This window comes from Pseudoalteromonas sp. Z9A6, from assembly GCF_011378805.1.
Lineage (GTDB): Bacteria > Pseudomonadota > Gammaproteobacteria > Enterobacterales > Alteromonadaceae > Pseudoalteromonas > Pseudoalteromonas distincta.
This window is the reverse complement of the sequence record NZ_WTKZ01000024.1, coordinates 1-13,318: the sequence shown is the minus strand read 5'-3', so window position 1 is coordinate 13,318 and position 13,318 is coordinate 1. Positions and strand designations below refer to the sequence as shown.

The following is a 13,318-nucleotide window of genomic DNA, read 5'->3' as shown; positions in this document are numbered from 1 at the left end:
GCTAAGGCTAATACTTTAGCCACTTTGCTTTTTTAACTTAGCTAAATGCTAGATTTAAAAGGCATGCTTTACTGCTTAAAATTGAAAATGGATTGGCGTCAAAATTAACGAATGAAAATCTGGGTTTTCTATTGTCAAATGAAAACAGCAGCTTTATGATGTTTATGTCTTATTTATATTACAAATAAAAAGGTTAGCTCGGTGGAATTAGCAGATAACGAATATGACTTACTAGTCATCGGTGGCGGTGTAAACGGCACTGGAATAGCAGCTGATGCAGCTGGCAGAGGGTTAAAAGTTCTATTGTGCGAACAATCAGACCTTGCCTGTGCAACATCTTCAAACAGTTCTAAGCTGATCCACGGCGGTCTGCGCTACCTTGAGCATTACGAATTTAGATTAGTAAAAGAAGCGCTAGCAGAGCGAGAAGTGCTACTTAAAAACGCACCTCATATTATGTGGCCGCTAACCTTTAGATTGCCGCATCAAAAACACCTGCGCCCTGCGTGGATGATTCGTATTGGCTTGTTTATGTATGACAACCTAGCAAAACGCGAAACACTAGCGGGTTCTCGAAGCATTAAATTTGGTGAAAATAGCGTTTTAGAACCCTCTATTACTAAAGGTTTTGAGTACTCAGATGGCTGGGTTGATGATTCTCGCCTAGTCGTTTTAAACGCCCTAGCAGCGCAACAAAAAGGTGCTGTTATTACCACGCAAACTAAGTGTGTAAATGCTAAACGTGAGCAAGGTAAATGGCAGGTAACGCTTGAGCAGCAAAAGAGCAAAGCTAAATACACCATTTCTGCCAAAGGGATTGTTAATGCTGCGGGTCCTTGGGTTGCTAAATTATTTGACGAAGCTCTAACAGAAAAATCACCACAAAATATTCGCCTTGTAAAAGGTAGCCACATTGTAGTGCCTCGCATTCACGACGAAAAACAAGCTTATATTTTACAAAATAAAGATCAGCGTATTGTGTTTGTTATTCCGTTTGAAGATGACTTCTCACTTATTGGCACAACCGATGTAGAACACAAAGGTGAAGCACAAGACGTTAAAATTAGTGATGAAGAAATTGATTACTTAATTGATATTACTAATACCTACTTTAAACAACCGATTAAACGCGAAGACATAGTACATACCTTTTCTGGTGTACGCCCATTACTTGATGACGAATCAGTTAATGCACAAGCCGTTACTCGCGATTATAAATTAGAGCTTTCGAGTGATGCTAAGCAAACACCTCTACTGAGTGTGTTTGGCGGAAAAATTACAACTTATCGCAAACTTGCCGAAGCTGCGGTTAATAAGCTTGAAGATTTTTATCCGCAAATGAGCAAAGCGTGGACCAAACATAGTCCGCTCCCTGGTGGTGATTTTAGCTCTGTAGAAGCACTTAAATCAGAGCTAAAAGCAAAATACGAATGGCTACCTGAAATAACACTTAAACGCTTTGTACGCACTTATGGTACTCGTGCTAAACATATTTTAGGTAGTGCAACTGGCCTGAGTGATTTAGGCCAAGATTTTGGCCATGGTTTATTTGCAGCAGAAGTAGATTACTTGCTAAATGAAGAGTGGGCAGAAAACGCATACAATATTTTATGGCGCCGCAGTAAATTAGGACTACGTTTTAATGAGGCGCAAGTTGCTGCGCTTAATGATTATATTGAGCATAACCAAGCAGCTAAAAACGCTTAACTATCAAGTAATAATAGCTTCCTGTTAACCCCTTTTTAATTTAACCGTTATAAAGGGGTTTATTTTTTTGACTCTAAATTAAATAAATAATTAAAGCCGCTAAGCGTCGCTGTTTTAATATCAAACTCAACACACTTCACACCTATTTGGTTAAGCGCCGTAGTAAAACACTTATTCAGCTGCTTTGTGCCAATCACCACAACTTGCGTATCACTTAATAATTGCCATTCACTAGCGTGGCGAGCTGCTCGTACATCGCTGCCAATTAATACACCCGACAAATAGGCTTTAGCTTGTACTGGCGTTAACTCCTTTGAAAGCTGGCGGGTACGCACACTAAAAATACCATGTGCCAAGTTACCGCTATCACTACCTAAAGTTAGCTCACAGCCTTGCTCAAATGCTTTAAAGTCAAACTCACCTTCTGCGCAGTCGTTAGGAATTAAAACACTTTGATGACATAACAAATCATATAACTCACCGGTCATGGCTGTTTTAAAGCAAATGATTTCGCCATTGTTTATAAGCACCCATTTGGTATGTGTGCCAGGCAAACAGAGTAATATTTTACCTTGTTGATACTGTGGGTTTTGCTTTAAAAACCCTAAAATTTGCAGCTCTTCGCCGCGCATTACATCAAACAAGCCATTTTGCAGCGTACACTTTGTGCCAGGTAACGCTTTAGTAATATGTCCATCGCAATCAAAGCTAACAGCAGCATTAAGTAACCCTTCGGGATTAATTGGGCATTCTAAATAAGGCGTTTCGTGCCAGCCGATGCTTGAGGTAATTTGTCCTGCAATATATATAGGTAAGCTGCCATATTCTTGCTTCCACACCGCAATGGTGTCGATTAGGGTTTGCTCAAAATTTTGATTTGCCTTAATAACACCAGGGCCATCACGTTGTGCTAATAGTTTAAGTGTTGATTGCGCTCGTACTTCGCACAAATAAGCGCGTAAATGGCTCGTGCCCCAGTCAACAGCAATAAAAAGAGATGAAGTAGCCAAGCTTTAAAGCCTCCCACCGTCAATTTTAATACTTTGCCCGGTGATCATACTGCTTTCATCGGCGGCTAAAAAGAGTGCCAAATTAGCAACATCTTCAGGAGTTACTAATTTTTTAAGTGCCATGGCTTCCATCCACTTAACTTGCTCTTCTTCGGTAAACCAGCTTGCTAGTTGACGGTCGGTAGCCACCCACCCTGGTAAAATAGCGTTAACGCGAATACCAAACTCGCCGTAATCGCGAGCCAATGCCTTAGTCATACCAATTAGCCCTGCTTTTGCGGTTACATAGCCTGCCATTTGTGGCTGGCCCATAATCGCGTTAATAGAGCTAAAATTAATGATACTGCCGGCTCCATCGCCTTTCATAAAAGACATAGCAACTTGAGAGGCAAAAAATGCAGGGTTTAAGTTTATTTGTAAGCACTGATCCCAGTCTTGCACTGTAACGTCTTCGCTCGCTTGGCGGCGGTCGTTCGCTACATTATTAACTAGTACATTAATGGCACCAAAAGCGGCGCATGCATCCACAAGTGATTGCTGAAGTGCATGAGAGTCAGTTACATCAACTTGCCTATACCATAGTTTTGCATTGGGTAAATCACGAATAAGCGATTGCGCTGCCTTATCATCAATATCTATAAATGCTACTTTTGCATTTTGGTTTACAAAGGATTTAACCATTGCTCTACCAATGCCTGATGCACCGCCTGTAATAAAAATAACTTTACCAGAAAGACTATGATATTGAGCTAGGGTGTTCAAATTCAACTCTCCATACAGCGCATTTTCAATTTTAATTAAACCCTTTATAAACTTACATTTACATTATAAAGAGCCAAACTAAGTTGTTATTGCTGTGCTAAAATATTTAACTAATTAAAAGTTTATATCATATCCTTAAGTACATTAATATGATATATGATATATAATAAAGCAATATATCAACTCGGAATCCTGCGCAATGAAAAGCCAACCCCGTCAAAATTTAACACAACAATTAACCCACGATTTGGGTTTTGCTATTGTGCGTGGTGTTTACCCTGTAAGCGAAGGCCTGCCTTCTGAAGCCGATTTATGTATAAAGTATGATGTAAGTCGCAGCGCTACCCGCGAAGCGGTAAAAATGCTCTCTGCTAAAGGATTAATTTCATCGCGTCCTAAGCAAGGTATTCGTGTATTACCTGAAAGTAGCTGGAACATGTTTGATACCGACGTACTACGTTGGATTTTAAGCAGCAAACCATCACTGTCGTTATTAAAAGAGTTTACTCAAGTACGCGTAGCCCTTGAACCACAAGCGGCCGCTCTTGCAGCACTAAATGCAACTGCTGAACAACTCGCTGATATAGATAGTGCCTTAGCCCGTATGGCTGAAGCAGACGAAGGCTTAGACGACCCACTAGAAGCCGACATTGCTTTTCATACCAGCATATTAGTGGCCAGTAACAATCGCTTTTTTGTGCAGTTAACTGAGTTTATTAGTACAGCCCTTAGAGTAAGTATTCGTTATACAAACCACATTAAAGGTGTACCGGGCGCAGATGTTGCTAAGCACGCTGATATTTTAGAGACCATAAAGTCACGCGACCCTGAGCGCGCTAAAAAAGCAGTAGAAACAATTTTAGAAGAAGCACTACAGTTAATTGAATCTAAATTAGTGTAATGTTAGTTCAACATATTATATAAATATTGAGTCCATCGAATTTACTCTTTGCAGTATATTTTATGGACTTTTTTATTGTCTATAAAACTTAAATTACAGGCATTAAAAAATCCGATATCAGTCTCCTGATATCGGATTTTTAATTATTTAAATCAGCTTAATAACTCGGGTTATTAACTAAGATAAAACGCCTTTTTACAGGCTAGAATTACAATCCTAATTTCTTCTCAAGATAGTGGATGTTAGTACCACCATTTTGGAAGTTTTCATCTGCAAGAATTCTCTTATGCAAAGGAGTATTAGTTTTAATTCCGTCAATTACTAGCTCGTTAAGTGCATTGCGCGCGCGGGCAATAGCTACGTCACGATTTTCACCGTAAGTGATTAACTTACCAATCATTGAATCGTAATGTGGTGGAACCGTATAGTCAGCGTAAATATGGCTGTCCCAACGAATACCTAAGCCACCAGCAGGATGGAAACGTGTAATTTTACCCGGTGAAGGGATAAACGTTTCAGGGTCTTCAGCATTAATACGACACTCAATAGCATGACCACGAATAACAACGTCGTCTTGCGTGAATGATAATGGCTGACCCGCAGCAATTTTTAACTGCTCTTTGATTAAATCAATACCAGTAACCATTTCAGTTACAGGGTGTTCAACCTGAATACGTGTATTCATTTCGATGAAGTAAAACTCGCCGTTTTCGTATAAAAACTCAAACGTACCTGCACCGCGGTAACCGATTTCGATACATGCACGTGTACAGCGTTCACCAATAAATTTACGTGTTTCTGCAGTAATACCTGGCGCTGGTGCTTCTTCAACTACTTTTTGGTGACGACGTTGCATAGAACAATCACGTTCACCTAAATGTACTGCATTACCTTGGCCATCTGCTAATACTTGAACTTCGATATGGCGTGGGTTTTCAAGGAATTTCTCCATGTAAACCATGCTATTACCAAAGAACTGCTTAGCTTCTTGCTGTGTTAATGCAATTGAATCAATAAGTTCAGATTCGCTACGAACAACACGCATACCACGACCACCACCGCCACCAGCGGCTTTGATGATTACCGGGTAACCGATTCGTTTAGCGATTTGCATGTTACGTTCTTTATCATCTGATACCGGACCATCAGACCCTGGTACACATGGAACGCCTGCTTTACGCATTGCTGAAATAGCAGAAACTTTATCACCCATAAGGCGAATAGTGTCACCTTTTGGACCAATAAATACAAAACCACTTTGCTCAACTTGGTCGGCAAAATCAGCGTTTTCTGCAAGGAAACCGTAACCTGGATGAATCGCTACAGCGTCAGTTATTTCAGCCGCAGCAATAATGCGCGGGATATCTAAATAACTTTCAGTTGCTGATGGTCTACCAATACAGATGGTTTCATCTGCAAGCAATACATGCTTAAGATCGCGATCCGCCGTTGAATGCACAGCAACCGTTTTGATCCCAAGCTCTTTGCAGGCGCGCAATATACGAAGTGCAATTTCACCTCGGTTTGCAATGACTACTTTATCTAACATTAGAGTTGGCCTTTTAGGTTACGCTATTATTCAATGATGAATAGAGGTTGATCAAATTCTATTGGCTCGCCATTTTCAGCTAAGATAGCTCTTACTGTACCGGCTTTATCTGACTCAATTTGGTTCATCATTTTCATAGCTTCGATAATACAAAGCGTATCGCCAACTTTAACTTGCTGACCAACTTCTACATACGCTGGAGCTTCAGGAGACGCTGCTGCATAGAAAGATCCAACCATTGGTGATTTAACTTGATGGCCAGTAGGTTCTGCTGGAGCTGCTGCTTCAACTGCTACAGGAGCTGCTGCAACTGGAGCTGGGGCTGCTGGCGCCGGTGCATATTGCTGTGGAGCAAATTGCGGGTAACCAGGGCCTGCGCTCATGTTGTTACGGTTAATACGTACTGATTCTTCACCTTCAGTGATTTCTAGCTCAGCAATACCTGATTCTTCTACTAATTCGATAAGCTTCTTTATCTTGCGAATATCCATTACACGACCCGCCTGTTTGTTTGTGTGTTAATTTAAAATTAAATCGAGTTTTTCAACCGGCTCACAGCGGCATTTAATGCTGCGTGGTAACCCATTGCACCTAATCCACATATCACGCCTTGTGCCACATCAGAAAAATACGAATGATGACGAAAGGCTTCACGTGCGTGCACATTACTTAAGTGCACTTCAAAAAACGGAATATCAACACTTAGCAATGCATCACGTAATGCAACGCTTGTATGCGTAAATGCAGCAGGGTTAATTATTATGTAATCAACCGTTTGCCAAGCACTGTGTATTCGATCAATGAGGGCTTGCTCACTATTACTTTGAAAATGTGCTAACTCAACATCTAGACTATCAGCGGCACTGGTTAGTTCGCTCATAATTTCACTTAGCGTTTGAAAACCGTATTTATCCGGTTCACGTTTGCCAAGCATGTTCAAATTTGGACCATTTATAACTAAAAGGTTAAATTTTGCAGCCATAATACGCGATATATCCTATAAGTAATGAGTTAAGCGGTTGCTAAGTAGTTTTTCGCTTTTAAGTAAGCAGAAAAAAGTAATGTAGCAACAAATTCTCACGTTAACCAACTATTATAGTGATTTCGATGTAAATAGCAGCAAAATACTGGTCCAATCTCTGTTTTGGGAACGGATAACTAGGAGGGAGTCGTAAGCCACTTGCTATATCCAAGTGGCTCTATTGCACTATTATTGTGCGCTGGCGCGCACTGTAGCAAGGTGTGTAGCAAAATCTTCTGCGTTTAAAAAGCCGGTTACACGTTGTGTAGTTAGCTCTTTACCTTGGGTGTTAAAAAACAAAATACTAGGTAAACCAAACACGGTGTACTCTTCCATTAACTCAATTGTTTTATTGTCACTGTTTGTTAAATCAACTTGAATTAGCTGATAATGGCTAAATTCACTTTGCACTTTGGCATCTGGAAACGTGTAATGCTCAAACTCTTTACACGCCACACACCAGTCAGCATATAAGTCGACCATAACCATTCGACCTTCATTACTCGCTTGCGCTACGGCTTCTTTTAGCTCAGCTAAATCCGCCACCTTTTTAAACTCATTACTTTGTAAGCTAACTTGCACAGCTTGTACTGGCCAAAAGTAGTTTTTAGTTAACGTAAACCCTGTCATAACTAATAGCGTTGCAGCAAACCATAATGCAGTTTTTAACTTGCTTTGTGTTTGGCTACTTTGCCAGTGATGTAGGTAAAGTGCCGTTGCTAATGCAAGCACACCTGCCATTAATAATATAATGTCGGCGCTTACTAGTCGCTCAAGTAATATAAGCGGCACAACAAGCATTACAAAGCCAAACAAAGTTTTAACTTGCTCCATCCAACCACCTGCTTTAGGCAGCAATTTACCGCCAGATGTACCAAGTAATAAAAGTGGTAACCCCATACCTAAACTAAGCACGTATAGCGTTAAACCACCCACTAAGTAATCACCACTTTGCGCTACAAATAACAGCGCAGCCGACAGTGGCGCAGTAGTACACGGTGATGCAATTAACCCCGACAGTACGCCCATTAAAAATACGCCAACGTAGTTGCCGCCTTTTTGGTTATTACTTACCTGAGTTAGCTTGCTCATCATACTGCTTGGCAGTTTTATTTCGTACCAACCAAACATCGACATAGCCAATAATACAAATAGTAAACTAAAGCTAACTAATACAAATGGATGCTGTAAATACCCCTGCACTTGCCCACCAAGCGCCGCAACAACTAAACCAAGTGCTGCATAGGTAACTGCCATACCTTGTATATATACAAACGACAACGCAAACGCTTTTTTAGTTGAAAGGTTTTGCTGACCCGCAATTAAGCTCGACAAAATAGGAAACATAGGGAATACGCAGGGCGTAAAAGCAAGGCCTACACCAACAACAAAAAATATAAGTAAATTAGTTATTAAGCCCTGACTTGCTAATTGCTCAGTAAAAGTAAGCTCTTTTTCGGTATCATCAGAATTTGTTGTAGGTTCAGTAGCTGGCTCGTTAAGTGCTGCAAATGTACTTTGCGCAGTTGCTGCTTCATCTGTAGTGTTATTTTGGTCTACATTTTTAATCTGTGCGCCACTAATAACACTAAGTGGGATGCTAATTACTTCTGGTGGATAGCAAAGCCCTGCTTTTGCACAGCCTTGGTAACGAACTTTAACCACGGCGCTTTCGGTTACATTACTTAGCTTACTAATAACACTCGCGGAATTAAAAAAAACCTCTGTTTTACCAAAAAATTCATCTTCAATAATTTCGCCACTGCCAGTGTCGCCTACTTGAATGTTTGCACCTTTGGCGATAATTTCTATTTTCTTTTTATATAAATAATAGTCTGGTGCTATATCCCAACCTACAAACAAGGTACTGCCTTGTTGGTCAAAATCAAAAACAAACGCTTGGTCTACAGGTAAAAAAGTCTGTTGCGGAGGCCCAAGTAGATCACCAAGCACATTATTAGTCGCAGCCTTTACGGGTACGGTTAATAATGTAACCAACAATAAAAAGAAAAAACGCATTAATTCAGTACCTCGTCCATCCAATTAAAATACGCCAAATTACCAGTTGAAACTTCTACAACCTGAATCTCCGGCACTTCGTAGCTATGTAGATCTTTTATTGTTAAAAATACATCGTTCATTTTATCTGCTTTTGTTTTTATAAGTAGCTTGGCTTCAGTTGCTTCTGCTACTTCGCCCTCCCACATATAAATAGAGCCCATGTTAGGTAAAATATTTACACAAGCTGCTAGCTTTTTTTCTACCAACGCCCTTGCTAGGCTGCGTGCTTCTGCTTCATCTTTGCAGGTCGTAAAAATCATTTTAAAATGCGTAGTCATTATGAACCTATTCTTATTGGACAGTGTCTAGCTTCATAGTATCTGATAGCCGATACAATGTGTAGACGCTTAAATATCAGTAAAATGACTATACCTATGCCCTAACCTTGAAAAGAGACCTAGTCACCCTCATTTATATTTCATCAACTCTTTTGAGTGTCATTATTTAGAGAGCGCTATGTTTAGATTTTTATTTGTGTTGTTTATCATCATCCCTATTATCGAAATCGCCTTACTGATTCAAGTAAGCGATGTGATTGGCGGATTTGCAACAATTGCACTTGTTGTTATTACCGCGATTTTAGGTGCCAAAATGGTTAAAACACAAGGTATGGGTGCGCTGCAAAACGTACAAGCGCAAATGGCGCAAGGGCAAATGCCAGCCAAAGAATTATTTACCGGAATATGCGTTGTAATTGCAGGGGTATTATTACTTACTCCTGGCATTATGACCGACGTGTTTGGGTTACTATTATTAACGCCTGCAATTCGTAACAAACTGGCCGCAGGCCTTGCTAGCCAAGCAACTGTTAGAATGAGCGCAGGTAGGCAACAAGGGCCATCGCCGTTTGCTGGGCAGCAACATGCTGAACGAGAGCAAGGGCAAATGGAACGACCAACGACTATTGATGGCGAATATGAGCGAAAAGATTAAAAATTTATCATTTTTTCTCTTGGAATTTTACACTCTACCCCCATTAATGAATGCAAATTAGAAAAGCTTTTTTCTGTACTGTTCAGAAACTGTTAGGAGAACTAAAAAACATGAACATTCGTCCTTTACAAGATCGCGTAATCGTTAAACGTCTAGAAGAAGAAACAAAATCTGCTGGCGGTATTGTATTAACTGGCTCTGCAGCTGAAAAATCAACTCGCGGAGAAGTTGTAGCCGTAGGTAATGGTCGCGTTTTAGATAACGGTGATGTGAGAGCGTTAGAAGTTAAAGCCGGTGACACTGTGTTATTTGGCTCATATGTTGAAAAAGTTGAAAAGATCGAAGGTCAAGAGTACCTGATCATGCGTGAAGATAATATTTTAGGCATTGTAGGCTAAACCTACTTTTCGTTTATAAACATTTAAGAATTTAGAGGAATTTAAAACATGGCAGCAAAAGAAGTACTTTTTGCAGGTGACGCACGCGCTAAAATGCTAACTGGCGTAAACATCCTGGCAAACGCAGTAAAAGTTACATTAGGTCCTAAAGGCCGTAACGTTGTACTAGACAAATCATTTGGCTCTCCAGTTATCACTAAAGATGGTGTATCTGTAGCAAAAGAAATCGAACTTGAAGACAAGTTTGAAAACATGGGCGCACAAATGGTTAAAGAAGTTGCATCTAAAGCAAATGATGCAGCCGGCGATGGTACAACTACCGCTACAGTACTTGCACAGTCTATTGTTAATGAAGGCCTTAAAGCTGTTGCAGCAGGCATGAATCCAATGGATCTTAAGCGCGGCATCGACAAAGCAGTTATTGCTGCTGTTGCAGAGCTTAAAGCGTTATCTGTTCCTTGTTCTGATACTAAAGCAATTGCACAAGTAGGTACTATTTCAGCTAACTCTGATCAAGAGATTGGTAATATCATTGCTCAAGCAATGGAAAAAGTAGGCCGCAACAGTGGTGTTATTACTGTAGAAGAAGGTCAATCACTTGAAAACGAACTAGATGTTGTTGAAGGCATGCAGTTTGACCGTGGTTACTTATCTCCTTACTTTATCAACAGCCCAGAAAAAGGCACTGTTGAGCTAGATAACCCATTTATTCTACTTGTAGATAAAAAAATATCTAACATCCGCGAATTATTGCCAACATTAGAAGCGGTTGCTAAAGCAAGTAAACCACTACTAATCATTGCAGAAGACCTTGAAGGCGAAGCACTAGCTACATTAGTAGTTAATAACATGCGCGGTATTGTTAAAGTATCAGCTGTTAAAGCACCTGGCTTTGGCGATCGTCGTAAAGCAATGCTACAAGATATTGCTGTTTTAACTGGCGGTACTGTTATTTCTGAAGAAATCGGCTTAGAGCTTGAAAAAGCAACAGTTGAAGACTTAGGTACAGCTAAACGCGTAATTATCACTAAAGATGATACAACTATCATTGACGGTGCTGGCGAAGAAGCGAGTATTACTGGTCGTGTTTCTCAAATTAAAGCACAAATTGAAGAAGCTACATCTGACTACGATAAAGAAAAACTTCAAGAGCGCATGGCTAAATTAGCTGGCGGTGTTGCAGTAATCAAAGTAGGTGCTGCTACTGAAATCGAAATGAAAGAGAAAAAAGACCGCGTTGAAGATGCATTAAATGCAACTCGTGCAGCGGTTGAAGAAGGCGTAGTACCTGGCGGCGGTGTTGCACTTGTACGTGCTGCTAGCAAGCTAGTTGATTTAGTTGGCGACAACGAAGATCAAAACCACGGTATTAAAGTTGCACTTCGTGCGATGGAAGCACCACTTCGTCAAATCGTAACTAACGCAGGCGACGAAGCATCAGTTGTAATTAACGCAGTTAAAGGCGGCGATGGTAACTACGGTTACAACGCAGCAACTGGCGAATACAACGACATGATTGAAATGGGTATCCTAGATCCTACTAAAGTAACACGCTCTGCGCTACAGTTTGCAGGGTCTATTGCGGGTCTAATGATCACTACTGAAGCAATGGTAGCTGAAATCCCTAAAGACGAATCTGCTGGTGCACCTGATATGGGCGGCATGGGTGGAATGGGCGGCATGATGTAATCATCCCCTAAACACCTAGCTCAAATAAAAACCCAGCTTCGGCTGGGTTTTTAGCTATTGGGCACAAATAAAGTAAAAGCCACAGGTGTGGCTAATTAATAAAATGACTTCGCGTATCCCTTTGCTTCTTAAATGCATGCCAAGCCATACTCAGAGTTAATTTTATTTATTAAAAATTATTAAGGATATTAAGATGAATAAAAAACCTGAACTAATCATCTCATCACTCGATGCAGATAGATTGTATGACTTAATGGAATCATTGCCTGCAGGTAGCTTTACTAATAAAGAAGAATTGGAAGCTGAACTGGCACGAGCGACAATAGTCGAACCTAAAGATATGCCATCGTCAGTTGTAACAATGAACTCAACTGTAAACTTTATTGTTGAGTCTTCTAAAGAAGAATTTACGTTAACCTTAGTGTACCCAAAAAACAGTGACTCTAGCGGCGATAAAATATCGATATTATCCCCCGTTGGTAGCGCATTACTTGGGCTAAACCAAGGCGATGAAATTGAGTGGCCTAAACCGAGTGGCGGCTTAATAAAGGTAAAAATAAAAGAAGTAACCTATCAACCAGAACGTACTGGCGAATTACACAGATAAACATTTTATGCATTTAACGCTAAAACTCGACTTAAAGTAAACCCAGCCTCGGCTGGGTTTTGCTTTTTATTATAAACCAGATTGTTACTGTTTAATTTATACCTATAAATAAGCTACATACTGCGAGCATATACCCTACTTGATCGTTTACTAAATATGATAAAAAGTACATTTATTTAATAGTACGGAGTAAACCAAACATGACTAACGTTCAACAGCATATAAGCGGCATTGCATTAGTTGTTAAGGACTACGACGATGCCATTGAGTTTTATACTCAAAAGCTCAACTTTGAGTTAGTCGAGGATACTGATTTAGGAGATGGTAAACGCTGGGTATTAATTTCACCTCCAAATTCAAACGGGGCTTGTTCAAACAGAGCTAATTCGAGCAGGACTAATCTACTGCTTGCTAAAGCCACAACGCCCAAACAAATTAGCGCTATTGGTAATCAAACGGGTGGTCGCGTGTTTTTATTTTTGCATACTAATGATTTCTGGCGAGATTATAATTTAATGCTTTCTAAAGGTGTTACATTTAACGAAGAGCCTAGAGTAGAACCCTATGGCACCGTAGTGGTTTTTGAAGACCTATATGGTACAAAATGGGATTTACTGCAGCTTAATAATTAGGTAACTATTCACCAAGACAAATTATTTTCTAAGGATCTTTTTTAGCTA

14 protein-coding genes are annotated in these 13,318 nt (G+C 40.2%); 7 read left to right on the top strand and 7 right to left on the bottom strand.

All coding sequences use genetic code 11. The features are described 5' to 3' along the window. Positions 1-201: 201 nt before the first annotated feature. Positions 202-1,707 (top strand): glycerol-3-phosphate dehydrogenase, encoded by a 1,506-nt coding sequence (glpD, locus tag GQR53_RS10705; protein WP_165743918.1) that lies wholly within the window; start codon positions 202-204, stop codon positions 1,705-1,707. A 59-nt stretch (positions 1,708-1,766) separates the two neighbouring features. Here glpD and GQR53_RS10700 read toward each other — a convergent pair whose 3' ends face one another. Together GQR53_RS10700 and GQR53_RS10695 are read right to left on the bottom strand one after the other, a co-directional pair. Continuing rightward, positions 1,767-2,717, bottom strand: a complete 951-nt coding sequence (locus GQR53_RS10700) for a 2-dehydro-3-deoxygalactonokinase (protein WP_165743917.1) — start codon at positions 2,715-2,717, stop codon at positions 1,767-1,769. A gap of 3 nt (positions 2,718-2,720) precedes the next feature. Then, positions 2,721-3,479, bottom strand: a complete 759-nt coding sequence (locus GQR53_RS10695) for an SDR family NAD(P)-dependent oxidoreductase (RefSeq protein WP_002958845.1) — start codon at positions 3,477-3,479, stop codon at positions 2,721-2,723. Between the two features lie 199 nt (positions 3,480-3,678). Between GQR53_RS10695 and GQR53_RS10690 the strand changes: the two genes are divergently transcribed. Continuing rightward, positions 3,679-4,380, top strand: coding sequence for a FadR/GntR family transcriptional regulator (locus GQR53_RS10690; RefSeq protein ID WP_024596672.1), 702 nt, complete (start codon positions 3,679-3,681; stop codon positions 4,378-4,380). A 208-nt stretch (positions 4,381-4,588) separates the two neighbouring features. Here the strand turns inward: GQR53_RS10690 and accC are convergent, their stop codons facing one another. The 5 genes from accC to cutA form a co-directional block, all read right to left on the bottom strand. Next, positions 4,589-5,929 (bottom strand): acetyl-CoA carboxylase biotin carboxylase subunit, encoded by a 1,341-nt coding sequence (accC, locus tag GQR53_RS10685; protein ID WP_002958843.1) that lies wholly within the window; start codon positions 5,927-5,929, stop codon positions 4,589-4,591. A gap of 26 nt (positions 5,930-5,955) precedes the next feature. Then, complete coding sequence (gene accB, locus GQR53_RS10680; protein ID WP_002958842.1) at positions 5,956-6,420, bottom strand: acetyl-CoA carboxylase biotin carboxyl carrier protein; 465 nt, start codon at positions 6,418-6,420, stop codon at positions 5,956-5,958. Positions 6,421-6,458: 38 nt separating this feature from the next. Further along, a complete protein-coding gene (gene aroQ, locus GQR53_RS10675) occupies positions 6,459-6,911 on the bottom strand; it encodes a type II 3-dehydroquinate dehydratase (protein ID WP_165743916.1) in 453 nt (150 codons plus the stop codon). Between the two features lie 228 nt (positions 6,912-7,139). Beyond that, on the bottom strand, positions 7,140-8,969 hold the full coding sequence (locus GQR53_RS10670; RefSeq protein WP_165743915.1) for a protein-disulfide reductase DsbD: 1,830 nt from the start codon (positions 8,967-8,969) through the stop codon (positions 7,140-7,142). Further along, on the bottom strand, positions 8,969-9,289 hold the full coding sequence (gene cutA / locus GQR53_RS10665; RefSeq protein ID WP_149601987.1) for a divalent-cation tolerance protein CutA: 321 nt from the start codon (positions 9,287-9,289) through the stop codon (positions 8,969-8,971). The genes GQR53_RS10670 and cutA overlap by 1 nt, the downstream gene beginning before the upstream one ends. 178 nt (positions 9,290-9,467) lie before the next feature. On the opposite strand from cutA, the gene GQR53_RS10660 reads away from it, so the two are divergent. The 5 genes from GQR53_RS10660 (at position 9,468) to GQR53_RS10640 (ending at position 13,270) form a co-directional block, all read left to right on the top strand. Beyond that, on the top strand, positions 9,468-9,944 hold the full coding sequence (locus GQR53_RS10660) for an FxsA family protein (protein WP_002958838.1): 477 nt from the start codon (positions 9,468-9,470) through the stop codon (positions 9,942-9,944). 110 nt (positions 9,945-10,054) lie between these two features. Further along, positions 10,055-10,342 carry a co-chaperone GroES gene (locus GQR53_RS10655; RefSeq protein ID WP_002958836.1) on the top strand — a complete coding sequence of 96 codons (288 nt, stop codon included), beginning with the start codon at positions 10,055-10,057 and terminating at the stop codon, positions 10,340-10,342. Between the two features lie 48 nt (positions 10,343-10,390). Continuing rightward, positions 10,391-12,031 carry a chaperonin GroEL gene (gene groL, locus GQR53_RS10650; RefSeq protein WP_165743914.1) on the top strand — a complete coding sequence of 547 codons (1,641 nt, stop codon included), beginning with the start codon at positions 10,391-10,393 and terminating at the stop codon, positions 12,029-12,031. Between the two features lie 193 nt (positions 12,032-12,224). Then, positions 12,225-12,638: a nucleoside diphosphate kinase regulator gene (rnk, locus tag GQR53_RS10645; protein ID WP_165743913.1), complete on the top strand. Its 414-nt coding sequence runs from the start codon at positions 12,225-12,227 to the stop codon at positions 12,636-12,638. A 200-nt stretch (positions 12,639-12,838) separates the two neighbouring features. Next, complete coding sequence (locus tag GQR53_RS10640; RefSeq protein WP_024606507.1) at positions 12,839-13,270, top strand: VOC family protein; 432 nt, start codon at positions 12,839-12,841, stop codon at positions 13,268-13,270. Positions 13,271-13,318 lie beyond the last annotated feature (48 nt).